The following is a 22,574-nucleotide window of genomic DNA, read 5'->3' as shown; positions in this document are numbered from 1 at the left end:
TGCCCGGTTCCCTGGCGTCAACCTGCCGTCTTGTCCTTCTCGATCAGGGCATAGGCGGAATGGTTGTGAATGGACTCGAAGTTCTCCGAGGACACGGAATAGGCACTGATCCGTGCATCCCCGTTCAGGCGGATGGCGATGTCGCGAACCAGGTCTTCCACGAACTTGGGATTGTCGTAGGCCCGCTCCGTCACGTATTTCTCGTCCGGCCGCTTGAGCAGGCCGTAGAGCTCGCAGGAGGCCTGGGATTCCACCAGATCAATGAGTTCCTCCACCCAGACGAACTGTTCCACCCGGGCATTGACGGTGACGTGGGAACGCTGATTGTGGGCGCCGTACTCGGAGATGCCCTTGGAGCAGGGGCAGAGGCTGGTGACCGGCACCACCACCTGAATGTTCATGCTCGGTCTGCCGTCACTGATCTCGCCGATGAAGGTGACTTCGTAGTCCATCAGGCTCTGCACGCCGGATACCGGCGCCGCCTTGTTGACGAAGAAGGGGAAGCGCATCTCAATGTGCCCGGTGGCGGCTTCCAGGCGCTCCGCCATCTCGTGCAGCATGGTCTTGAACGAGTCCACGGTGATCTCGTATTCGTGGGTGTTGAGGATCTCCACGAAGCGGGACATGTGGGTGCCCTTGAAGTCCTGGGGCAGGTTCACGTACATGTTGAAGGAGGCCACCGTGTGCTGGTCCTTGCCGGTGCGATCCCGCACCCGTACCGGATGGCGGATGTCCTTGATGCCCACCTTGTTGATGGGGATGCGCCGGGTATCGGCGCTGGACTGCACATCGGGAATGGCCGAGGCGCGGGCCGGGGAGACGGTTGTGCTCATGACGGTGTCCTTTGGCTACTCTTCCGTATAGCGGACACAGGCCCGCTCGGTCTCCCACAGGGTGATGGCGCTGACCCGGACGCCCGGTGCGTTCAGGCGGGCAGCCATCTCCCGGAAGAACCAGGCCGCGATGTTCTCGGCCGTGGGGTTCACGTCCCGGAAGGGTGCCAGATCGTTGAGATAGGTGTGATCCAGCTCGCCGGCGATTTCTCTCGCCAGCGACTTGATGGTCTTGAAGTCCACGGCCATGCCCAGGGAATCCAGCACCGTGGCCTCCACTTCGGCTTCGACCTTCCAGTTATGACCATGCAGGCGGGAACAGTTCCCCGGGTAATCACGGAGCGTATGTGCCGACGCGAAATCGGTCAGCACCTTGAGGGTGTATTTGGGCACGGCGGGCTATTGTTTACCAGTTTTGTCGGATATTACGCGACTGTCATGAGCGGCACAAGCCTGCTGATCACAGGCGAGCCTTGATGGCGGCCTCGATGCCGGCCGTGTCCAGTCCCGCATCGGCGAGGAGTTCCTCGCGGGTGCCGTGGCTCTGGAAACGGTCGGGGAGGCCCAGGTGGAGCAGGCGGGCGGTCACGTCATGGCGTGCCAGGCACTCGGCCACGGCGCTACCGGCCCCGCCGGCGACCACATTGTCCTCGATGGTGACGATGAGGTCATGGGTACGAGCGACTTCCAGCACCCGGGTTTCGTCCAGGGGGCGGACAAAACGCATGTTGATCACGGTCGCATCCAGGGTGTCGGCCACTTCCAGGGCCTGGGTGAGCAGGGTGCCGAAGGCCAGGATGGCCACGCCCTTGCCCTTGCGGCGGATGTCGGCCTCGCCCACGGGCAGGGGCAGCAGGCCTTCGTCGATGGTCACGCCGGTGCCCTTGCTGCGGGGGTAACGCACCGCTGCCGGCTGATCCAGCAGATAGCCGGTGGACAGCATGCGGCGGCATTCGTTTTCGTCGGCGGGGGTCATGATGACCATGCCGGGGATGCAGCGCAGGAAGGACAGGTCGAAGCTGCCCGCATGGGTGGGGCCGTCGGGACCCACCACGCCGGCACGATCAATGGCCAGCAGCACCGGCAGATCCTGCAGCACCACGTCGTGGATCAGCTGGTCATAGGCGCGCTGCAGGAAGGTGGAGTAAATGGCCACCACCGGCTTCAAGCCTTCGCAGGCCATGCCGGCCGCCAGGGTGAGGGCGTGCTGTTCGGCAATGCCCACATCGTGGTAACGCTCCGGATACTTGCAGGCAAAGGCCCGCATGCCGGAGCCCTCGCACATGGCCGGCGTGATGGCCACCATGCGCTCGTCGGCGGCGGCCTGGTCGCACAGCCAGTCGCCGAACACCTGGGTATAGGTGGGGGTGCCGCCGCTCTTGCCGTTCTGGATACCCTGTTCCGGATCGAAGCTGCCCACGCCATGGTAGGTGCAGGGGTCTTCCTCCGCCGGGGCGTAGCCGCGGCCCTTGTGGGTGACTACATGGAGCAGCAGCGGTCCGTCCATGGCCTGCAGGTTGCGCAGCATCTTGACCAGTCCGACCACGTCATGGCCGTCGACGGGGCCGTAGTAGTTCAGGCCCAGTTCCTCGAACAGGGTGCCCGGAATGATCATGCCCTTGACGTGCTCCTCGGCGCGCCGCATGAACTCGCGCATGGGGGGCATGTGCTCCAGGACCTTCTTGCTGCCTTCCCGCATGGTGGAGTAGATGGGGCCGGACAGCAGGCGGGCCAGGTAGCGGTTCATCGCGCCCACGTTGGGCGAAATGGACATGTTGTTGTCGTTGAGGATGACCAGCAGGTCGGCCTTCTCGTCGCCGGCGTGATTGAGGGCCTCGAAGGCCATGCCGGCGGTCATGGCGCCGTCGCCGATGATGGCGATGGACTTGCGTTTTTCCCCTTTCTGCCGGGCCGCCAGGGCCATGCCCAGGGCCGCGCCGATAGAGGTGCTGGAGTGACCGACGCCAAAGGCGTCATAGGGGCTCTCGTCCCGCTTGGGGAAACCGGCCAGGCCGCCCTTCTTGCGCAGGGTATGCATGGTATCCCGGCGACCGCTGAGGATCTTGTGGGTGTAGCTCTGATGGCCCACGTCCCAGACCAGGCGATCTTCCGGGGTGGCGAAGGTGTAGTGCAGGGCGATGGTCAGTTCCACGGTGCCCAGGTTGGCCGCCAGATGACCGCCGGTGCGGGAAACCGATTCCAGTAGGAAGCCGCGCAACTCGTCCGCCAGTACGGGGAGCTCATTGAGAGAGCACTTGCGCACGTCTTCCGGTGACTGGATGCGAGACAGCAGGGGGTACGAAACGGTGTGTGTCATTTCACTGTCGTTCGGCGAAAAGTGCATTATCCGGAGGGGCGCCCGGCCGCGCAAGCCGAAACCTGCATGGGCCGGGTGCCGCGGCGGCGGCTCAATGGATGCGTTCGATGATGTAGCGGGCGATCCAGCGCAGCAGGTCGGCGCCTTCGTCCAGCTCCTTGAGACTGTCCAGGGCGCGATCCACCAGTTCCCGGGCTTGCTGCTTGGAGGCCTCCAGGCCGATAATGGCCGGGTAGGTGGCCTTGCCCAGGGCCTGGTCCGCGCCCTGGGTCTTGCCCAGGGTTTGGGTATCGCCCTCGACATCAAGGATGTCGTCACGGATCTGGAAGGCCAGTCCGATGGACTTGGCGAAGCAGTCCAGTCTGGCCGCCAGCGGTTCGTCCACATCCGGGCAGCTGTTGAAGCCCAGCATCACGGCGGCCCGGATCAGGGCGCCGGTCTTGTGGATATGCATGTTTTCCAGCTGGGCGATGTCCGGTGTCTGGCCCTCGAAGCTCAGGTCGATGGCCTGTCCGCCCACCATGCCCCGGGAGCCGGATGCCCGGGCCAGGTGTTCGATCATGCGCAGTCGGGCCCGGGAGTCGTCCACCATGGCCGGGTCGCAGGCCAGGATCTGGAAGGCCAGGGCCTGCATGGCGTCACCGGCCAGGATGGCGGTGGCCTCGTCATAGGCCTTGTGGCAGGTGGGCTTGCCGCGGCGCAGGTCGTCATCATCCATGGCCGGTAGATCGTCGTGGATGAGGGAGTAGACATGGATCAACTCGACCGCGCAGGCGGGACCATCCAGGCGTTCCAGCGGGACGCCCAGGGCCATGCCGGTGGCATAGGTCAGGACGGGACGAATCCGCTTGCCGCCGTTGAGGGCCGAGTAGCGCATGGCTTCGTGCAGGCGCGCCGGCAGGATGTTTTCCCCCGGCAGCCAGCCGGCCAGGGCGTTCTCAAACCGTTGCTGCAGTTCGGAAATGCGGGACTCCACTCAGCGTTCTCCTTCCTCGTCGGTGCCGTGGTCCGACGTGTCAAAGTCGATGTCGGTGCCGCTTTCGGTGAGTTGGCGGACCTTCTGTTCAGCCTGGGTCAGGGCCTGCTGGCATCGGCGGGTGAGGGCGATGCCGCGCTCGAATTCCTTGAGCGAGGCCTCCAGGCTCAGTTCTCCCTGCTCCATGCGGGTGACCAGCGCCTCCAGTGCCTCCAGGTCCTGCTCGAAGGTGGCGGGCTCGGCGGCCGGGGGCGTTTTCTTCACCATCACTCCTGGTCCTTGATCGGGGATGTACCTGAGATGTACCTGAAAGGCTGCTAACTTATAGGAATCCGGCGGGACGGGAAAGCCCAACGGCGAGTTTGCCTGTCCTGGATCGGGTCAGATCCACTCCAGAATGTCGCTCAGGCGCTTGGCCGCCATCACCTCCATGCCGTCGATGGGCTTTCTGGGGGCGTTACCGGCGGGCACGATGGCACGGGTGAAGCCATGCTTGACGGCTTCCCGCAGGCGTTCCTCGCCGTTGGGCACGGGACGGATCTCTCCAGCCAGACCCACCTCGCCGAAGCTCACCAGTTCATGGGGCAGGGGGCGGTCGCGGAAGCTGGACAGGGCCGCCAGCAGCATGGGCAGGTCCGCTGCCGTCTCGGTGACCCGGACCCCGCCCACCACGTTGACGAAGACATCCTGGTCATACAGGGCCAGGCCGCCATGGCGGTGGAGTACCGCCAGCAGCATGGTGAGCCGGTTCTGTTCCAGTCCCACGGTGATGCGGCGCGGCTGCGGGGCATGGCTTTCGGCCACCAGGGCCTGCACCTCCACCATCAGCGGCCGGGTTCCCTCGCGGGTGACCATGATGACGCTGCCGGAAACGGGGGCTTCGTGGCGGGACAAGAAGATGGCCGAGGGATTGGTGACCGGCTTGAGGCCGGTTTCCAACATGGCGAACACGCCCAGTTCGTTGACCGCGCCGAAGCGGTTCTTGACCGCTCGCAGGACCCGGTAGCGTCCCCCGGGGTCCCCCTCGAAATAGAGAACGGTATCCACCATGTGCTCCAGCACTCGAGGACCGGCGATCTGACCTTCCTTGGTGACATGGCCGACGATGAACAGGGCAGTCCCCGTCTGTTTGGCGTAGCGCACCAGGACGGCGGCACTTTCCCGTACCTGGGCCACCGAGCCGGGGGCGGACTGCAGCTGTTCGGAGTAGATGGTCTGGATGGAATCCACCACCATCACCTGAGGCCGTTCCCGTTCAGCGTGGGCGGTGATCCGTTCGACACAGGTTTCGGTGAGCAGGCGCAGGTCGTCGCAGGGCAGGCCCAGGCGGCGCCCCCGCAGGGAGACCTGTTCCGGGGATTCCTCGCCGGTGACATACAGGCTGTGCAGCTCCGGCAGGGTGGCCAGGGTCTGCAGCAGCAGGGTGGACTTGCCGATACCCGGGTCGCCGCCGATCAGTACCACCGACCCCTGTACCAGCCCACCGCCCAGAACCCGGTCCAGTTCGGAAATGCCGGTGCTGGTGCGGGCCTGCTCGCCGCCGCCGACATCGCCCAGGCGGCGCACCTGGGGAGCGGCGGCGCCGGCATATCCGGCAAAGCGGCCGGTGGTGGGCGCGGCGGGCGCCGAGATCACCGTCTCCATGGCGTTCCATGCGCCGCAGTCCGGGCACTGGCCGCTCCACTTCGGGGTCAATGCGCCACAGGCGGTGCACTGGTACTGGGTCTTTGGCTTGGCCACGACGCGCTCACTCCTGTGCCGTCGGGCGCGGCGGCAGGCGCGGACTGATGCGCACGGTGCGGATGGCGTTGTTTTTTACCTGCACGATTTCCATGGGATACCCCTGCATGAGCACGCTGATATTGGCATCGGGAATGGTTTCCAGATGTTCCAGCAACAGTCCGTTGAGGGTGCGGGGGCCATCCAGGGGGAAGTGGGAGCCCAGCAGTCGGTTGAGTTCGCGCAGATGGATGGTGGCATCCACCAGATAGCTGCCGTCGGCCTGGGGGAGGATTTCCGGGGTGATGGCGCCCGGGTCCGAGGTGAACTCGCCCACCACCTCTTCCAGCAGGTCCTCCAGGGTGACCAGCCCCTGAATGTCGCCGTATTCATCCACCACCAGGCCGATGCGCCGCTTCTCCCGCTGGAAGTTGAGGAGCTGGCGATTGAGGTTGGTCCCTTCGGGAATGAAGTAGGGGTCACGCAGGGATTCGCGTAGCTGTCCCGGAGTCAGTTCGTTGCGGTAGACCATGGGCAGGACTCGGCGAAGGTGAATGAAGCCCAGGATGTTGTCCACGTTGCCCTCGAACACCGGCAGTCGGGTGTACTGGCTGTGAATGAGCTGTTGGGTGATTTCATCCCAGTCATCTTCCAGGTCGATACCCACGATCTCGTTGCGGGGCACCATGATGTCTTCCACGGTGGCCTTTTCCAGATCCAGCAGGTTGACCAGCATGCGCTGATGGCGGGCCGGGATCAGGGCGCCGGCCTCGTTCACGGCCACCCGCAGTTCTTCGCTGGAGAGGGCGTGCTGGGCGCGGGCCTGGGCGCGCACGCCCAGCAGCCGCAGGACGGTGTTGGAGAGGAGGTTGACCGTCCACACCAGGGGGTACGCGACGACCATGAGGGGGGTGTAGACGTAGGCGGCCGGGTAGGCCACCTTCTCCGAGTGCAGGGCCGCCAGGGTCTTGGGAGCCACCTCGGCGAAGACCAGCAGGGCCAGGGTCAGCAGGCCGGTGGCGATGGCGATGCCCGCATCCCCGTAGAGCCGGAAGCCGATATAGGTGGCCAGCTGGGTGATGATGATGTTGACGAAGTTGTTGCCCAGCAGGATCAGGCCGATCAACCGGTCCGGCTTGTCCAGCAGCCGCTGGGCCCGACCGGCGCCCCCATGCCCGGCCTGGGCCAGGTGGCGCATGCGGTAGCGGTTGAGCGCCATCAGCGCAGTTTCGGAGCCGGAGAAGAAGGCGGAGCAGAAAAACAGTGTGACCAGCAATGCCGCCAGTACACTCAGGGGTATTTGTTCCAAGGTGGGTCCGGTACCACGGGGCGGTTGAACACCCGTGGAATTACACGGGCCGGATCATGTCTCTGTCAAGGGGCGTGCCGCAATGCGGGACGGGGCCGTCGTGGAAGCCGGCCCCGTCCCGCCATCCGGCGCGATTTGCCGTCAGACGCCCAGGATCATTTCCAGGACCATCTTACTGCCCACGTAAGCCACAAACAGAAGGGCAAATCCGATCAGGGTCCAGCGGGCGGCCAGCCGGCCCCGCCAGCCGAAGCGGAAGCGGCCGATCAACAGGGTGGCGAAGATCATCCAGGCGATGATGGCGAACACCACCTTGTGGGCCAGGTGCTGGGCGAACAGGTCTTCCAGCACGAAAAGGCCGGTCACCAGGGCCGCGGTCAGGAAGATGAAGCCCCAGCCGATGACGTGGAACAGCATGGAGTCCATGGTGGACAGCGGCGGCAGGGCGCGAATCAGTCCGCCGGGGCGGTGGTTGTGCAGGCTGTAGTTCTGCAAGGCCAGCAGCGCGGCCTGGATGGCGGCGATGGTCAGCAGGCTGAAGGCGATCATGGCCAGCAGCATGTGGGCGCGCAGGCTGGGGTCGACCGCGGTGGTGGTGTGAAGGTCTCCCGCCAGGGCCAGCTCCAGGGATACTGTAACCCCGGCGAAGGGAAGCAGGAGGATGCCGAGGATATGGATGGGGTAACGGATGGAGGCCACCAGCAGGAAGAAGGCGATGAGCCAGGCCACCATGGAGACCACGCTGAAGACCCCCATGCCGGTGCCGTTGGCACTGAAGACGTGGAGGTAGAGCAGCAGGGCGTGCAGGGCAACCGCCCCTCCCCAGACGGAGAACAGTAGCATCTTGCCCCGGGCGGGCGGCGCGGCGCCGCCGGAGCCCTTGCGCAACCGCTGCATGAGCAGAGCGCCCCCTGTGAAGTAGAGCACGGTGGTGATGAATCCGATGGCGGCTACGAGCATTTATGAGCACCAAACCTTAGATTTCAATTGAGAATCATTGCATAAATTCCCTTCCCGGAGAAGGGATCGAACATGATATCGGTCCCGGCGGACAGCGTGTTAGGATCAAGCTCAATATTCTGGTCCAGCAAGGTGCGCAAGGAGCATGCAGATTACGGTCCTTGGTTGCAGCGGCGGCATCGGCGCCGGCCGTCGTACCACCGCCTTCCTGGTCGATGACGACATCCTCATCGACTGCGGCACCGGAGTGGGTGACCTGTCCCTGGAAGCCATGGCCAGGATAAGGCATCTGCTGATCACCCATACCCACCTGGATCATATAGCCTGTCTTCCGCTGCTGCTGGACACCCTGTTCAGCCGGCTGCAGTCCCGGCCCTTGGTGATCCATGCCCGTGCGGATTGTATGCATATTATCCATGATCACATTTTCAATTGGCAGATCTGGCCGGATTTCTTCGAGCTGCCGGAACGGGAGCGGCCGGTGGTGCGGTTCCATGCCATGGAACCCGCTGTCCCCATTTATCTGGACGGACGTCGCATCGACATGCTGCCGGTGGCCCATTCGGTACCGGCGGTGGGGTATCGGGTGGAGCGGGACGGGGCGGCCTTTGCCTTCAGCGGCGACACCACCAGCAATGACGGTTTCTGGGATGCCCTCAACGCCCATGACACCCTGGATCTTTTGTTCGTGGAATGTGCCTTTCCGGACCGGGAGCAGGCCCTGGGCCAGCAGGCGGGACATTACTGTCCCGCGTTGCTGGCGAGGGATCTTACCAAGCTGCGTCATGCTCCCCGGGTCGGCATCACCCACCTCAAGTCCGGCGAGGAAGACAGCGTGTTTGCCGCGTTGCAGGCCCGGGTTCCCGGGCGGGAGCTGCTGCGGCTCTGCAGTGGCGATGTTTTCACGATATAATCCCTCACCCTTCCAACCGGTTGCATGCAGCGCCGCGGCGCCTAAAAGCCTATGTTCGACAGCCTTTCAGAACGCCTTCAGGGCACCATCAAGCGCCTTCGCGGCCAGGCCCGCCTGACCGAGGAGAACATCCAGGACACCATCCGCGAGGTCCGCAAGGCCCTGCTGGAAGCGGACGTGGCCCTGCCGGTGGTGCGCGAGTTCATCGCCCGGGTGAAGGAGCGGGCGGTGGGCCAGGAAGTGCTGGCCAGCCTGACCCCGGGCCAGGCCCTGGTCAAGGTGGTGAACGATGAGCTGATCAAGGTCATGGGCGAGGCCAATGACGGCCTCAAACTCAATGTGCAGCCACCGGCGGTGATCCTCATGGCCGGCCTGCAGGGGGCGGGTAAGACCACCACCGTGGCCAAGCTGGCGCGCTGGCTCAAGGAGCGTCAGGACAAGAAGGTGATGGTGGCCAGCTGTGACGTCTACCGTCCCGCCGCCATCCGGCAGCTGCAGACCCTGGCGGGCGAAGTGGGTGTGAACTTCTTCCCCAGCGAGTCCGGTCAGGACCCCCTGGACATTGCCGCCGCCGCCCTGGAGCAGGCCCGCAAGCAGTATCAGGACGTGCTGATCGTGGACACCGCCGGGCGTTTGCACATCGACGGGGAGATGATGGACGAGATCCGGCGCCTGCATGCGCGCCTGGATCCCGCCGAGACCCTGTTCGTGGTGGACAGCATGACCGGCCAGGACGCCGCCAATACCGCCAAGGCCTTCAACGACGCCTTGCCGCTCACCGGCGTGGTCCTCACCAAGGCCGATGGCGATGCCCGGGGCGGAGCGGCCCTGTCGGTACGCCACATCACCGGCAAGCCCATCAAGTTCCTGGGCATGGGCGAGAAAACCGCCGCCCTGGAGCCGTTTCATCCCGATCGCCTGGCCTCCCGCATCCTGGGCATGGGGGACGTCCTCAGCCTGGTGGAAGAGGCTTCCCGCCAGGTGGACCAGGACAAGGCCGAGAAGCTGGCCCGCAAGATCAAGAAGGGCAAGACCTTCGATCTGGAGGACCTGCGTGATCAACTCGGGCAGATGTCCAAGATGGGCGGCGTGAGTTCCCTGCTGGAGAAGCTGCCTGGGGCGGGGGATCTGCCCGATGCCATCAAGAACAAGTCCCATGACAAGGATCTGCAGCGCATGGTGGCCATCATCAACTCCATGACCCCCAAGGAACGTCGTCATCCGGACATCATCAAGGGGTCACGCAAGCGGCGCATTGCGGCCGGGTCCGGGACCCAGGTGCAGGACGTGAACCGCCTGCTCAAGCAGCACATGCAGATGAGCAAGATGGTGAAGCAGTTCTCCAAGGGTGGCATGAGCAAGATGATGAAATCCCTCAAGGGCCGCATGCCGGGAGGGCGTTTGCCCTTCTGAAGCTTGTACCTTGCCGAAGCGCGTGTATAATGGCGCGTTTTTCCGGGGCATGTCCCCCAAACGATACCAGACAAGCAGGGCTAACAGCAGATGGTAACGATTCGACTGGCTCGCGGCGGCGCCAAGAAGGCGCCTTTCTACCACATCGTGGTGACCGATTCCCGCAGCCGCCGCGACAGCGGCTACATTGAGCGCGTGGGCTACTTCAACCCCGTGGCCCGTGGTCAGGAGGTGCGTCTGCACCTGGATGCCCAGCGCGTGGAGCACTGGCTGTCCAAGGGTGCCGCGGCTTCCGACCGCGCCGCCAGGCTGATCAAGGAATTCACCAAGCAGAACGCTGCCGCCGCCTAAGGCGACGGTCCGTTCGAGTCGCCCCGCCGATGAACCGTCCGGACTGGATCATACTGGGTCGTGTTGCCGGGGTTTACGGCGTCAAGGGCTGGGTCAAGCTGTTTTCCGAGACCGAGCCCCGCGAAGGCATCGTGGACTATGATCCGCTCTCCATTCAGATCGGCGGCGAGTGGAAAGTCCTGAAGGTGGAATCCGGCCGGGCTCATGGCAAGGGCGTGGTGGCCAAGCTGGAGGGCATCAATGATCGCGATGCCGCGGCGGCACTGATCGGCGCGTCCATCGGCATTCGCCGGGAGCAGCTGGAACCCTTGCCGGAGGGCGAGTATTACTGGGCCGATCTGGTCGGCCTGGAAGTGATCAACCTTGAGGCCGTCAGTCTGGGGTGGGTCGATCACCTGATGGAGACCGGCGCCAACGATGTACTGGTGGTCAGTGGAGATCGGGAGCGTCTGATCCCCTATGTCAGGGATCAGGTAATCCAGGAGATTGACCTGGAGGCGGGCATCATTCGCGTGGACTGGGACCCGGATTTCTAGGTCCGCCACGGTGAGATTCGATGTCGTCAGCCTGTTCCCCGACTGGGTGGCTTCGGTCGCCGACTGGGGTATCACGGGGCGTGCCCGCGAGCGTGGGCTGATGTCCGTCCATTGCTGGGACCCGCGGGACTTCACCCGTGACCGGCATCGCACCGTGGATGACCGGCCCTATGGGGGTGGTCCCGGCATGGTGATGAAGGTGGACCCCTTGCGCCAGGCCATTCAGGCGGCCAGGGTCGACGATCCGGCGCCGGCCCGGGTGATCTACATGAGCCCCCAGGGGCAAAGGCTTGACCAGGCGGGTGTCCGCCACCTGGCGGCCCTGCCCAGGGTCATACTGCTGGCAGGCCGCTACGAAGGTATCGACGAGCGGCTGATTCAGCTGGAAGTGGACGAGGAATGGTCCATCGGCGACTACGTGCTGTCCGGTGGCGAGTTGGCAGCCATGGTGGTGATCGATGCCTGCGCCCGGCTCTTGCCCGGGGCCCTGGGGGACGCATTGTCCGCCACGCAGGATTCCTTCAGCCAGGGACTGCTGGATTGTCCTCATTACACCCGGCCGGAAGTGGTGGACGGGTTGGGCGTGCCGGAAGTGCTGCGTTGCGGTGACCACGGCCGTATCGAGCGCTGGCGTCGCAAGCAGGCGCTGGGTCGAACCTGGGAACGGCGGCCCGATCTATTGGCACAACAGGAATTAAGCGAGGCGGACTGCCGCCTGCTGGAAGAATATCAACGCGAGCTGGCGGACGCGCAGGCCGCGCCGAGCAGTGACTGACAGGGGTCGAAACATGAGCAACATCATCCAGCAACTGGAAGCCGAGCAGATGAACCGCGAGGTGCCCGATTTCACGCCAGGCGACACCGTTGTCGTCCAGGTGAAGGTGAAGGAAGGCAACCGTGAGCGTCTGCAGGCCTTTGAAGGCGTGGTCATCGCCAAGCGTAACCGCGGCCTCAACTCCGCCTTCACGGTGCGCAAGATCTCCCACGGCGAGGGTGTGGAGCGCGTGTTCCAGACCTACAGCCCCACCGTGGCGGAGATCCAGGTGAAGCGTCGTGGCGCCGTGCGCCGCGCCAAGCTGTACTACCTGCGTGGCCGCACCGGCAAGGCCGCCCGCATCAAGGAAGACATCAAGTAATAGCGGTGGTCTTGAGAGTCATGAAGAAAGCGCTTCGGGAAACCGGGGCGCTTTTTTTTCGCCTGTGTTGATGGGCCGCCGGAGGATGTGGTCAAGGAGTATCGTCATGCCTGGTTTACGGATGCCGAAGGTTTTCCTGGTCTTTTTCCTGATGAGCCTGCTGCTGGGCGGGATGCCGCGGGTCCTTGCCGACCCGGTGGTGGATGAGGCCATGGCCCTGTCGCGCCTGGGTGCCACCGATCTGGCCCTGGGGGTGCTGGCGAGGCAACCGGTGGATCATCAGGCCCAGCCGGGGCGATGGATGGCCCGGGAACAGGCGCGTATCGAGATCCTGGGAACCAGCGAGCGTTGGGAGCAGGTGGTGGAACGGACTCAGGGGGTGCCGGTGGAACTGCCGGTGGATTTCTTGATCTGGACCCGCACCCGGCAGGCCCATGCCCTCATCGCCCTGGAACGGGGGCGGGAAGCACGGGATGTACTCAGGCCCCTGATCTGGTTTGGTGCCCCGAACGCCACGGACTCCTGGTTTCGGGCCTGGCGCCGCATGCTGGCGGAATCCTACAGCCTGGATGGTCGGCCGGAAGACGCCCTGACCGCGTTGCGTCGTTACCGCCTGGATTACGGCGGCGAGGCTGGGGATGCCGCACTGCTGGAAGCGCGCATCCTGCTCTCGGTGGGGCGGCATGAGGAAGCGGTCAACGCCCTGACCGGCGTGGACGGTCACGAGGCCGGCGCCTTGCGCATCCTGGCCCGATTCCGGGCCGGCGCGCTTGCCGCCGAGGAGGCGGTCAGCCAGGCCGGTCGGGCCGCCCGCGGACAGGACCGGGACTCGGTGGCGGCGGCGCGCTATCTGGCGGTTGCGGCCGTGGCCGCCCGGTCGTTGCAGGATCCGGTGCAGCAGATTCCGGTGCTGGAATCCGCCCTGGTGGCACAGTCCCGGCTGGGTAGCGGGGATGACCTGTATCGACTGACGGCAGAGCCGCTCTGGCAGAGCTATCTGCGCCTGGGGGAGCGTCTGGCCAACGAGCGTCAGCTCCTGATCGGTGATGACGAGGCCTGGTTCACGCTGGTGGACAGTCTGCAGGCCCGGCAGCCCCTGGCTGCCCGTGGGCTGCTGGCGGTCGTTGCCCTGAGAAGCCCCATGCCGCAGGGGCAGGCCCAGGCCCATCGGCGTCTGAGTGAGCAGCTGGCGACCGTCGAAGGTCTGGGTGAGTCATTGCTGCAGGCCCTCTATCTTGGCGACGGCCCGTTCGGAGCGGCCGACCGGGTCCCGGCTCCGGTGCGTCATCTGCTGGCGGAAACCGCCCTGGGACAGGGAGATCTCGACACCGCTTCCCGTCTGATGGCGGGTCTGGAGCGGGCGCCGGAGGGGGTGGACCCGTTCCTGTGGGGATTGCGCCGGGCGCGTACCCTGATTCTGGGCGGCCAGGAGGAGGCGGGTATCGATGGCCTTTACCGGGTGCTGTCCGGGGTCCGTCAGCTGGAAGGTGAGGCGGCGGACCGTTTCATGCAGGTATTGTTCGATCTGCAGTCGGTCCGTCGTCATCAGGATGCCCTGAACCTGTTTCAGGTGGTTGCCCCCCGGTTGACGGAGCGGCGCAGGTTGCGTGAACTGATGTTCTGGCAGGCCGACTCCCACCGTGCTCTGGGCGAGCATGAGCAGGCCGCCCGGTTGTATCTGCGCTCCGCCCTGCTGGGGGACAGTACCGACATGTGGGCGCTCAGTGCCCGGTTCCAGGCGGCCGAGGCGCTCGGGGAGGCGGGTCTGGTCCGGGATGCCAGGGTCATTTACGAGGACCTGATCCGTCGTACCCCGGAGGCGGAGCGCCGGGTGGTGCTCAGGCAACGCTTGCAACAGTTGCAGTTGCAGCAGTAGGCTGCCGGGCATGGTTTCATCCATGCCTTGCAGTCCCGATTACGATCTGGTCATGGACTCGCCACTGGGGCGACTGGCTCTGCGCTGCTCCGATCGGGGGCTGATGGCGCTGGATTATGTCACCGGCGAAGTCCCCCTGCGCGATCCCCGCAATCCCCTTTCGTCCCGGGCCGCGGCACAGCTGCGGCACTATTTCAATGATCCCGCCTTCATTTTCGACCTGCCCCTGGACCTGGCAGGGACCCCGTTTCAGCAGCGCATCTGGTCGGCACTGTGCCGAATTCCCAGTGGTGAGGTTCTCAGCTATGGGGGGCTTGCCCGCCGGCAGGGGTCCGGTCCCCGGGCAGTCGGTGGTGCCTGCCGGGCCAACCCACTGCCGGTGATCGTTCCCTGTCACCGGGTGATCGCGGCCGACGGCAGTCTGTGCGGCTATGGAGGCGCGACCCGTGGTGCCGGGATTGAGATCAAATCCTGGTTGCTGGCGCACGAAGGCGTGTCGGTGTCTTCGTCATGCTTCGTTATTCCTTCGGGTTCTTAGTGTATTCCTTGATGTATTGACATTTGTCTATGTTGCGCTCAGTCTTATGCGCAAGGGCTTCGGGCGCCCGTTTGCGTGCTTTTCGGGGGCTGAGTAAAGACAACAACGGCGTTGGAAAAACGTGTGGAGGACAGGGGTATGCTGAAGAATATCTTGGCCGGCGTGGCGCTGGCCGGAAGCTTGGTGGGTGGTGCCATGGCTTCCGATTCACCGTATCTGACCGGGCGTGAACAGCTGCTCATGCTGGCCGATGACAATCCCGCGGAATTGACCCAGTGGCGTGGTGAGGATCTGTTTCATGAGGTCCGGGGACCGAAGAACGCATCCTTGGAGCGCTGTGACTTCGGGCTGGGGCCCGGGGTGCTGAAAGGGGCCTATGTGCGGATGCCGCGCTGGTTCGAGGATGCCGGGCGGGTCATGGATCTTGAGTCCCGGATCATCCATTGCATGAAAACCCTCCAGGGATTCACCGACCAGGATGACCCCATTGCCCGCAAGCACTCCAGCGACACCCGCGAGGCGGATCTGGTGGCCATCTATACCTACGTGGCCAGCCAGTCCAACGGCATGAAGTGGAACCCTCCCATGAATCATCCCATGGAACGGCTGACCCGCAACGCCGGGGAGGTCCTGTTCCATCGTCGTGCCGGCAGCATGGATTTTGCCTGCGCCACCTGCCACACCACGCCCCGCAAGCGCATCCGGCTATCCTTCCTGCCGGTGGAATCCAATGTTGAGGAATGGTCCAAGGCCATCTCCTGGCCCGCCTACCGCATCGGTCACGGGGTGGTGAGGACTTCCCAGCATCGGGTCCGGGGCTGCTATTACCAGATGCGCCAGGCCGGCATCCAGTTCGGGTCGGATGCCTCCATTGCCATCATTTCCTACTGGACCCATCAGGCCCGGGGTGGCGTGGCCACCCTGCCTGATCTCAAGCGTTGATGCCGGGGGGGGAGCGGATCATGAACAAACAGAACAATATTGTCGGATATGCCCTGGTCACCATCGGCATGGTGCTGGCCTCGGCGGCCCTGATCGTCGGATGTGCCCAGCCTCGGCCGGATACCCAGGCGGAGCGGGATTTCAGTCGCATGTCCCCGGAGGCCTACGCCGAGTACCTGATCTTCCGTTCGGGCAGTTTCAACCTGGATCAGGCCACCCAGGAAGGCACCACGGCGGCGGATCGCATGACACAGGATGTCCTGCAACGCATGTGCAGCGAGGCTCGTAATCGTCCTCAGCCCGAACTGGCCGTGCGCATCGTTGGGGCAGCTCGGGACAGCATCGTCTATCCCGAGGGCGGCATCCAGCTGGGAGACTGGCGCCAGGGTGCCGAACTGGCCCGCAGCGGGACGGGGTTTCGCATCGGACATAACGTGGATGATCACAGCCAGCCCGTGGGCGGGAACTGCTACGCCTGCCACCAGCTGGACCCGGATGAGTTGGGTTTCGGCAATCTGGGGCCCAGCCTGGCCGCCTATGGTGCCCTGCGCGGTGACAGCGAGGCGGTGCGCAAATTCGTCTACGACATGATCTACAATCCTCATAGCTTCTTCCCCTGTACCCAGATGCCTCGCTTTGGTGTCAACCAGTTCCTGACGCAGGAAAGCATTGCCCACATCATGGCCTACCTGCTGGATCCGGAATCGCCGGTGAACTCCCGCCACGCCAGATGACGGTCACGGCCCGGGACAGGGATGTCCCGAATCTTTTCCCTGAGTGACGTAAAACCTCTATCATCTCCGCGGAGTCCATGGGGGACTTCCGGGCGGACGGCTCGTGCCTGTCCGCCGTTTTTCTTCCCCGGCATCGCCCTTGTCTTGAGTCCCGAGAGAATCCCTACATGTTGAGTTACCGTCACGGCTTTCACGCCGGCAATTTTGCCGACGTGCACAAGCACGCGCTGCTGGCCTGTGTGCTGGCGGCCCTGACCCGCAAGGACAAGCCGCTGGCGGTGGTGGATACCCATGCCGGTGCCGGTCTTTATGATCTGCATGATCCACTGGCGCTCAAGACCGCCGAGTACCGGGATGGCGTGATGCGGGTCTGGTCCGCACCCAATCCGCCCGAGGCCCTGTCACCCTATTTGGAGATGATCCGCGCCCTGAACGCGGCGGATGGCACCTTGACCCTGTATCCCGGATCCCCCACCGTCTCCCGGATGCTGACGCGGGATCAGGATCGACTGATCCTCAATGAACTGCACCCGGCGGATCATGGGGTGCTGCGGGCCAACTTCTCCGGCGATCCGCGGGTGGCGGTGCATCAGCGGGACGCCCGTGAACTCCCCAAGGCCCTGCTGCCGCCGGTGATCCGTCGCGGACTGGTCCTGGTGGACCCGCCCTATGAGCGGGACCGGGAGTACCGGGAGACCCTGGATCTGATATTGGAGGCCCATCGTCGTTGGCCGACCGCGGTCGTCATGGTCTGGTATCCCATCCTGTCCGCCGGGCGGCACCGGGGCCTGGTCCAGGGGCTGGCGCGGGGCGGCGTCAAGGACCTGCTGGTGAGCGAGCTGTGTATTGCCCCGCCGCAGACCCCCATGGGGCTCAATGGATCGGGCATGGCCATCCTCAATACGCCCTGGCAGCTTGATCGGACTCTGGCCGACGTACAGGCCTGGTTGTACGCCTGCCTTGACCCCCAGGGGCAGGGGAGCAGCACGCTGGAATGGCGGGTACCTCCGCAAGGGGATTGAGCCCCCCTTGAAACCCGACTGATCATCCCCAAATACCTCTCACCTGATCAGAGCCAATTCTCAATCGCGGAGCATCCATGAGCGTTGATACCCACAAGGAAACCCGACAGTTCCAGACCGAGGTCAGCCAACTGCTGCACCTGATGATCAATGCGCTGTACTCCAACAAGGAGATCTTCCTGCGCGAACTCATCTCCAATGCCGCCGACGCCTGCGACAAGCTGCGCTTCGAGGCCTTGTCCGACGACGCCCTGATGGAAGGGCAGGGGGAGCTGCAGATCCAGGTGAGCTTTGACAAAGAGGCCCGTACCATCACCGTGCGTGACAACGGTATCGGCATGAGCCGGGAGGAGGTGATCCAGAACATCGGCACCATCGCCCGTTCCGGCACCCGGGAATTCATCGGCAAGCTCACCGGCGACCAGAAGAAGGACGCCCATCTCATCGGCCAGTTCGGCGTCGGCTTCTATTCCGCCTTCATCGTCGCCGACCGGGTGACCCTCACCACCCGCCGTGCCGGCATGACCCCGGAGCACGGCGTGCGCTGGGTCTCCGACGGTACCGGCGAATTCTCCGTGGAAACCGTGGAAAAGGCCGAGCGGGGCACCGAAGTGGTGCTGCACCTGAAGGCGGACGAGGACGAGTTCCTGGATCAGTGGCGGCTGCGTCACATCATCACCCGCTATTCCGACCACATCCCCCTGCCCATCGCCATGCCCGGCACCGACGACAAGGGTGAGCCCAACGGCGAATGGGACACGGTGAACCGGGCCAATGCCCTGTGGACCCGTCCCAGATCGGAGATCACCGACGACGAGTACAAGGCTTTCTACAAGCACGTGGGCCACGACTTCGAGGACCCCCTGGCCTGGACCCACAACCGGGTCGAGGGGCGCCAGGAATACACTTCCCTGCTGTACATCCCCACCCGCGCGCCCTTCGATCTGTGGGATCGGGACCGTCGCCACGGGATCAAATTGTATGTACAGCGGGTCTTCATCATGGACGACGCCGAACACCTGATGCCCACCTATCTGCGCTTCGTGCGCGGCGTGGTGGACTCCAGCGACCTGCCTCTGAACATCTCCCGCGAGATCCTGCAAAGCAACAAACTCATCGACGGCATGCGCGCCGGCTCGGTGAAAAAGGTGCTGGGCCTGCTGGAGGACATGGCCGCCAACGAGCCCGAAAAGTACCGGACCTTCTGGGATGCCTTTGGTCGGGTGATGAAGGAAGGCCCCGGCGAGGACTATGCCAACCGGGAACAGATCGCCCGTTTGCTGCGCTTTGCCAGCACCCACACCGGTGAATCCGCCCAGACCGTTTCCCTGGCGGACTATGTGGCGAGGATGAAGGAAGGCCAGCAGCACATCTACTACATCACCGCCGATAGCCATACGGCGGCCCTGCACAGCCCCCATCTGGAGGTCTTCCGCAAGCGGGGCATCGAAGTGCTGCTGCTGTCCGACCGGGTAGACGAATGGCTGGTGTCCCACCTGCACGAATTCGACGGCAAGTCCCTCAAGTCCGTGGCCAAGGGCGAACTGGACCTGGGTGACACCGAGACCGAGGAAGAAAAGCAGGCCCAGCAGGCCGCCGAGGAAAAGGTCAGGGATCTGTTGCCGCGCATCAAGGCGGCTCTGGAGGAACGGGTGGAAGACGTGCGGTTCTCCCACCGGCTCACCGACTCACCGGCCTGTATCGTCCTCTCCGAGCACGACATGGCCCTGTACATGCAGCAGCTGCTCAAGCAGGCGGGTCAGAACCTGCCGGATACCCGCCCGGTGCTGGAGGTCAACCCGGCCCATCGTCTCATCGAGCGCATGGGCGAGGAGACCGACGACGCCCGTTTCGCCGACTGGGCCAGCCTGCTGATGGATCAGGCGATCCTGGCCGAAGGCGGTCAGCTGGAAGATCCCGCCGGCTTCGTGCGGCGCCTGAACGCCCTGATCACCAGCGGCTGAGGGTGCTGCCCGGTGCCCCTCTCCCCGGTCGGGGAGAGGGGCATTTTTTTGTGCGCCGTAGCCCGTTCCCCGCCGATTTTCCAGCTTGAATTTCTCCCGCCCAGGGGCTAGTCTTTCCCCACGAAAGTACCATATGTTGTGCTAATTCTCTCTGCGTAGCACAACAAATAGTGTGCGCGAGGGGCAGGCAGTCATCGACCAGTTGAGATATTGGACGTGATCAGTCAACAGAATACGCCACCCTGCCTCCCCACTCCCGTACACCGGAATTGAGTATAACTCTGCTCAGACAGTAGGCCATGACAGCACTATTATTAACCCGGCAACCATTCATGTCTGTATCGCCTGTTATAAGCTGCTGATTTTTTGAAGATTAAAAACGAAGTCAATTAATTTATTTGATTGCCGGGTTAATACCAATACTGACGACGCGGGCATAATATACTGTTATGCAAGCTCAAAATTTTGAGCCTCCCGCCAAGGTTAGAGAGATAAAATCGGCTATGGTTAAATTGTCAACTCCGAATGAAGGTCCGATTTTTTGGTTGAGAGACAGTAACGATCTTTATCGGAAGTTGATTTTTGAATCAAACAGACTGGAGCAGGGATTTGAAATTTATGACGCCTTCAATTTCTTTGTAACTGCTTGGCATCTCTACCACGATTGGAAGAAAAGTGATGACCCAAAATGCCAGTCCAGGACAAAAAGAGACTGGAATAAACTCCCAATGCAAATGAAAATTGTATTGGGAGTTGTACGTGATATTGTCAATGGAAGCAAACACTTTAGGCTTGATGAGAAGGCTGCGAAGAAGCGAATTGTAGACGAAGTTCATTCGGGTATGGAGTCAAATTGGTACAGCTATTTTTTTCACGAGGACTTGCCCGGAGTTACTGTTGATGAGCAATGGTATTTCAGCGTTAGGGTGTTGCGAACTTTTGTAATGGAATATTTTAAATGGGTATTTGATGCAAATACGTCCCATATGAACTTCCCCCCAAGCTTATTAGAAGCTATAGATTATTGTAATATCGCGAATAGGCCAGCAGGGCAGCCGCCTATATTATGGGGGCAATAGTTTATGTCGAGGTGTTCATTAGGTGCATAACAAAGTTGTAAGCCGGAACCAAATTGCGGAGCGGTTTTGTGTTATGAGCGCAGCGAACACAAAACTGCCCCGCAATTTGGTCCAGTTACAACAGCGTTATGCCTTTTACTAGCCAAGAAGAAATATAGTGAATATGGATAGTGAAATAAAACTTATCGACAACCTCATAGAGGAGGGCCAGAAGTTTAATTGGTCCAACTTCTGCCAGCCTGATGCCAGCTACCCTGGTCAGTACGGAGGAACAGACACGCCAGATTGGCTCGCGTGGAAGACGAGATCACGCAATACCGTCGACCGGATTTGCAAAGATTCATCTCCCGCACGAGCACTTGTGGCAAAGGGAGCGTCGGCTTATACCCAGGGAAATGGGCCAGAACAATTCGAAAGTGCTAAATCAAATCTACTAAAAGCGCTTGAGCTTACTCGAACTGCACTAGAGTCTGATGTATACGGGGAGCTAGCTGGGCCGATTACAACACATCGTTCAGCATCATTATCCAATAGAGTCTTTGTCGTCCATGGGCACGACTCGGAGTTGAAAGCGGACATCGAAAGGTTTCTGCATGAAATTGGCTTGGAGCCAGTGGTGTTGCATCGTCAAGTAGATGAAGGCGCAACGATAATTGAAAAATTCGAAAAGCATGCAGATGTAGGTTATGCGTTTATCTTACTTACGCCCGACGAAGTTGCCTACACTATTACTCAGTTAGGCCTTCCAGAGCAGGAGAGGGACTTAGAAAAACGAGCAAGACCAAACGTGATATTCGAGTTTGGGTATTTTGTCGGGAGACTTGGACGTTCACGGGTATGCTGTCTGCACAAAGGTGAGGTCGCAATACCCAGTGATTTAAGCGGGCTTGTTTACAAAAAAGTTGGGGGCTCTATAGATGAGCAAGCTTACAGTATCATTCGTGAACTCAAGGCGGCAGGCTACGATGTGCAGATTTAGGCATAACCAAGCGCAGCACTACACAGCCTTCGGCTGTCGGACGCTCGCAAGCTCGCGCTGGTGTGCGCGGCGTTAGAACTCACGGGGAAGTTCAGGTGGCATGAAGCTTTCAGAAAAGACCCTAGAACTTAATATTTGCGCTCAAGCCTCGAAACATGTGGGGTCAAACCAACAGCTGTTTTGGTTTGGGCTAACTCAGAAGCAGGAGGCAAGAGCTGGCTTTGATGCCTGTACGAAGCTTGGTGGTCGCTTGCTTATCTTTCAGTTCAAGGCGTCCAACCGTGTCCTGAGGTCAAAGAAGCGGGTATTTCTTGCACCCCATGATCAACTTGTCGCCTTGCGCACTCAGGTTAAGGGTCAAGTTCGCTCCGTGTTTTATGCCTTCCCTTTGGTGGGCAACACGGCGGAGCTAAAAAAGAACCCAAATCTACTTTCCCAGACGTGGCTAGTGGATGTGGCTACCCTATCCTCTGTCGCTTCTCCAACGAAGCGTGACGGAACTCCACGCAAGAATGGATGCCACAACGTTTATGTTTCCCCAGGAAAGGTCGTATTTCATTCAATGCCAGTAGACGTTGACGCGATCGAGTTCTACTCCTTGCTACAGCAGGGATTCCCGGGAGCCGACGGCATAAACTGGCAATTTGAAGGAAGCTTTGATCGTTTCTGGGAGTTTTCAAAGAACTTTTCGTCAGGAGCGCGGGGGCTGGTGCTGTGGTAGTTTTAATCAGATAACCGGGGGTTTTTCTCTCCCGGCCTCCACAACACCCCGCATGCGAGTCCGCACGGGGCGTTTCCTCCGGAGTTCAAAGGACCATGCAACCGTGGTGACCTTCACCGTGTCTCACCCATTACGGTGAGCGTTTGGCTACTATGCCGTCTGCTGACTTCTGCCTCATCACGCCAAGCGTTGCCGATTGGCGCGCTGTCCGGGTCACGGTAAGGTTCGGCTTCGCCTTCACTACAAAGTCGCGCGT

At 62.3% G+C, this 22,574-nt stretch carries 23 protein-coding genes; 15 read left to right on the top strand and 8 right to left on the bottom strand.

Translation table 11 applies throughout. The annotated features are described in order from the left end of the window. Positions 1–17: 17 nt before the first annotated feature. The 8 genes from folE2 to LQD11_RS11565 form a co-directional block, all read right to left on the bottom strand. Positions 18–833 (bottom strand): GTP cyclohydrolase FolE2, encoded by an 816-nt coding sequence (folE2, locus tag LQD11_RS11600; protein ID WP_238617680.1) that lies wholly within the window; start codon positions 831–833, stop codon positions 18–20. A gap of 15 nt (positions 834–848) precedes the next feature. Then, the gene (gene queD, locus LQD11_RS11595) at positions 849–1,226 is read right to left on the bottom strand and encodes a 6-carboxytetrahydropterin synthase QueD (protein WP_200177040.1); all 378 of its coding nucleotides are present in this window, start codon (positions 1,224–1,226) and stop codon (positions 849–851) included. A gap of 67 nt (positions 1,227–1,293) precedes the next feature. Next, a complete protein-coding gene (gene dxs, locus LQD11_RS11590; protein WP_238617679.1) occupies positions 1,294–3,150 on the bottom strand; it encodes a 1-deoxy-D-xylulose-5-phosphate synthase in 1,857 nt (618 codons plus the stop codon). Between the two features lie 91 nt (positions 3,151–3,241). Next, positions 3,242–4,126, bottom strand: coding sequence for a (2E,6E)-farnesyl diphosphate synthase (gene ispA, locus LQD11_RS11585; protein ID WP_238617678.1), 885 nt, complete (start codon positions 4,124–4,126; stop codon positions 3,242–3,244). Next, entirely contained in the window at positions 4,127–4,393 is a 267-nt protein-coding gene (locus LQD11_RS11580; protein WP_238617677.1) for an exodeoxyribonuclease VII small subunit, read from the bottom strand. Between the two features lie 114 nt (positions 4,394–4,507). Continuing rightward, complete coding sequence (gene radA / locus LQD11_RS11575) at positions 4,508–5,866, bottom strand: DNA repair protein RadA (RefSeq protein WP_238617676.1); 1,359 nt, start codon at positions 5,864–5,866, stop codon at positions 4,508–4,510. 7 nt (positions 5,867–5,873) lie between these two features. Beyond that, positions 5,874–7,154 (bottom strand): HlyC/CorC family transporter, encoded by a 1,281-nt coding sequence (locus tag LQD11_RS11570; protein ID WP_238617675.1) that lies wholly within the window; start codon positions 7,152–7,154, stop codon positions 5,874–5,876. Positions 7,155–7,295: 141 nt separating this feature from the next. After that, positions 7,296–8,114 (bottom strand): cytochrome C assembly family protein, encoded by an 819-nt coding sequence (locus tag LQD11_RS11565; protein WP_238617674.1) that lies wholly within the window; start codon positions 8,112–8,114, stop codon positions 7,296–7,298. A gap of 145 nt (positions 8,115–8,259) precedes the next feature. Between LQD11_RS11565 and LQD11_RS11560 the strand changes: the two genes are divergently transcribed. From LQD11_RS11560 to LQD11_RS11490, 15 genes are all read left to right on the top strand, one after another. Then, the gene (locus LQD11_RS11560) at positions 8,260–9,027 is read left to right on the top strand and encodes a 3',5'-cyclic-nucleotide phosphodiesterase (protein WP_238617673.1); all 768 of its coding nucleotides are present in this window, start codon (positions 8,260–8,262) and stop codon (positions 9,025–9,027) included. Between the two features lie 51 nt (positions 9,028–9,078). After that, positions 9,079–10,440 carry a signal recognition particle protein gene (gene ffh, locus LQD11_RS11555; RefSeq protein WP_008930636.1) on the top strand — a complete coding sequence of 454 codons (1,362 nt, stop codon included), beginning with the start codon at positions 9,079–9,081 and terminating at the stop codon, positions 10,438–10,440. 90 nt (positions 10,441–10,530) lie between these two features. Beyond that, the gene (gene rpsP / locus LQD11_RS11550) at positions 10,531–10,791 is read left to right on the top strand and encodes a 30S ribosomal protein S16 (protein ID WP_008930637.1); all 261 of its coding nucleotides are present in this window, start codon (positions 10,531–10,533) and stop codon (positions 10,789–10,791) included. A 29-nt stretch (positions 10,792–10,820) separates the two neighbouring features. Beyond that, complete coding sequence (gene rimM, locus LQD11_RS11545) at positions 10,821–11,327, top strand: ribosome maturation factor RimM (protein ID WP_238617672.1); 507 nt, start codon at positions 10,821–10,823, stop codon at positions 11,325–11,327. A 10-nt stretch (positions 11,328–11,337) separates the two neighbouring features. Further along, positions 11,338–12,102, top strand: coding sequence for a tRNA (guanosine(37)-N1)-methyltransferase TrmD (gene trmD, locus LQD11_RS11540; RefSeq protein WP_238617671.1), 765 nt, complete (start codon positions 11,338–11,340; stop codon positions 12,100–12,102). Positions 12,103–12,115: 13 nt separating this feature from the next. Then, on the top strand, positions 12,116–12,463 hold the full coding sequence (gene rplS, locus LQD11_RS11535; protein WP_008930640.1) for a 50S ribosomal protein L19: 348 nt from the start codon (positions 12,116–12,118) through the stop codon (positions 12,461–12,463). Positions 12,464–12,569: 106 nt separating this feature from the next. Continuing rightward, positions 12,570–14,339, top strand: coding sequence for a tetratricopeptide repeat protein (locus LQD11_RS11530; protein WP_238617670.1), 1,770 nt, complete (start codon positions 12,570–12,572; stop codon positions 14,337–14,339). A 22-nt stretch (positions 14,340–14,361) separates the two neighbouring features. Next, entirely contained in the window at positions 14,362–14,877 is a 516-nt protein-coding gene (locus LQD11_RS11525; RefSeq protein WP_238617669.1) for a methylated-DNA--[protein]-cysteine S-methyltransferase, read from the top strand. A 138-nt stretch (positions 14,878–15,015) separates the two neighbouring features. After that, complete coding sequence (gene soxA, locus LQD11_RS11520) at positions 15,016–15,819, top strand: sulfur oxidation c-type cytochrome SoxA (RefSeq protein WP_238617668.1); 804 nt, start codon at positions 15,016–15,018, stop codon at positions 15,817–15,819. A 20-nt stretch (positions 15,820–15,839) separates the two neighbouring features. Further along, complete coding sequence (gene soxX / locus LQD11_RS11515) at positions 15,840–16,553, top strand: sulfur oxidation c-type cytochrome SoxX (RefSeq protein WP_238617667.1); 714 nt, start codon at positions 15,840–15,842, stop codon at positions 16,551–16,553. Positions 16,554–16,720: 167 nt separating this feature from the next. Then, positions 16,721–17,575, top strand: coding sequence for a 23S rRNA (adenine(2030)-N(6))-methyltransferase RlmJ (locus LQD11_RS11510; RefSeq protein ID WP_238617666.1), 855 nt, complete (start codon positions 16,721–16,723; stop codon positions 17,573–17,575). A 77-nt stretch (positions 17,576–17,652) separates the two neighbouring features. Next, positions 17,653–19,539, top strand: coding sequence for a molecular chaperone HtpG (htpG, locus tag LQD11_RS11505; protein ID WP_238617665.1), 1,887 nt, complete (start codon positions 17,653–17,655; stop codon positions 19,537–19,539). Between the two features lie 449 nt (positions 19,540–19,988). After that, positions 19,989–20,618, top strand: coding sequence for a hypothetical protein (locus tag LQD11_RS11500; protein ID WP_238617664.1), 630 nt, complete (start codon positions 19,989–19,991; stop codon positions 20,616–20,618). A 163-nt stretch (positions 20,619–20,781) separates the two neighbouring features. Beyond that, positions 20,782–21,597 carry a TIR domain-containing protein gene (locus LQD11_RS11495; protein WP_238617663.1) on the top strand — a complete coding sequence of 272 codons (816 nt, stop codon included), beginning with the start codon at positions 20,782–20,784 and terminating at the stop codon, positions 21,595–21,597. A gap of 100 nt (positions 21,598–21,697) precedes the next feature. Then, the gene (locus tag LQD11_RS11490) at positions 21,698–22,318 is read left to right on the top strand and encodes a hypothetical protein (RefSeq protein WP_238617662.1); all 621 of its coding nucleotides are present in this window, start codon (positions 21,698–21,700) and stop codon (positions 22,316–22,318) included. The last annotated feature ends 256 nt before the right edge of the window (positions 22,319–22,574 follow it).

The sequence above is a fragment of the Ectothiorhodospira shaposhnikovii genome (assembly GCF_022227765.1).
GTDB lineage: Bacteria > Pseudomonadota > Gammaproteobacteria > Ectothiorhodospirales > Ectothiorhodospiraceae > Ectothiorhodospira.
The sequence above is the reverse complement of the archived record's forward strand: the minus strand, read 5'-3'. Positions and strand labels throughout refer to the sequence as shown.

What these genes read in the sequence shown, in the direction of transcription:
- folE2 (WP_238617680.1), bottom strand. Translation starts at nt 833, where the DNA reads ATGAGCACAACCGTCTCCCCGGCCCGCGCCTCGGCCATTCCCGATGTG.
- dxs (WP_238617679.1), bottom strand. Translation starts at nt 3,150, where the DNA reads ATGACACACACCGTTTCGTACCCCCTGCTGTCTCGCATCCAGTCACCG.
- LQD11_RS11580 (WP_238617677.1), bottom strand. Translation starts at nt 4,393, where the DNA reads ATGGTGAAGAAAACGCCCCCGGCCGCCGAGCCCGCCACCTTCGAGCAG.
- LQD11_RS11565 (WP_238617674.1), bottom strand. Translation starts at nt 8,114, where the DNA reads ATGCTCGTAGCCGCCATCGGATTCATCACCACCGTGCTCTACTTCACA.
- LQD11_RS11560 (WP_238617673.1), top strand. Translation starts at nt 8,260, where the DNA reads ATGCAGATTACGGTCCTTGGTTGCAGCGGCGGCATCGGCGCCGGCCGT.
- ffh (WP_008930636.1), top strand. Translation starts at nt 9,079, where the DNA reads ATGTTCGACAGCCTTTCAGAACGCCTTCAGGGCACCATCAAGCGCCTT.
- rpsP (WP_008930637.1), top strand. Translation starts at nt 10,531, where the DNA reads ATGGTAACGATTCGACTGGCTCGCGGCGGCGCCAAGAAGGCGCCTTTC.
- rimM (WP_238617672.1), top strand. Translation starts at nt 10,821, where the DNA reads ATGAACCGTCCGGACTGGATCATACTGGGTCGTGTTGCCGGGGTTTAC.
- rplS (WP_008930640.1), top strand. Translation starts at nt 12,116, where the DNA reads ATGAGCAACATCATCCAGCAACTGGAAGCCGAGCAGATGAACCGCGAG.
- LQD11_RS11530 (WP_238617670.1), top strand. Translation starts at nt 12,570, where the DNA reads ATGCCTGGTTTACGGATGCCGAAGGTTTTCCTGGTCTTTTTCCTGATG.
- LQD11_RS11525 (WP_238617669.1), top strand. Translation starts at nt 14,362, where the DNA reads ATGCCTTGCAGTCCCGATTACGATCTGGTCATGGACTCGCCACTGGGG.
- soxA (WP_238617668.1), top strand. Translation starts at nt 15,016, where the DNA reads ATGCTGAAGAATATCTTGGCCGGCGTGGCGCTGGCCGGAAGCTTGGTG.
- soxX (WP_238617667.1), top strand. Translation starts at nt 15,840, where the DNA reads ATGAACAAACAGAACAATATTGTCGGATATGCCCTGGTCACCATCGGC.
- LQD11_RS11510 (WP_238617666.1), top strand. Translation starts at nt 16,721, where the DNA reads ATGTTGAGTTACCGTCACGGCTTTCACGCCGGCAATTTTGCCGACGTG.
- htpG (WP_238617665.1), top strand. Translation starts at nt 17,653, where the DNA reads ATGAGCGTTGATACCCACAAGGAAACCCGACAGTTCCAGACCGAGGTC.
- LQD11_RS11500 (WP_238617664.1), top strand. Translation starts at nt 19,989, where the DNA reads ATGCAAGCTCAAAATTTTGAGCCTCCCGCCAAGGTTAGAGAGATAAAA.
- LQD11_RS11495 (WP_238617663.1), top strand. Translation starts at nt 20,782, where the DNA reads ATGGATAGTGAAATAAAACTTATCGACAACCTCATAGAGGAGGGCCAG.
- LQD11_RS11490 (WP_238617662.1), top strand. Translation starts at nt 21,698, where the DNA reads ATGAAGCTTTCAGAAAAGACCCTAGAACTTAATATTTGCGCTCAAGCC.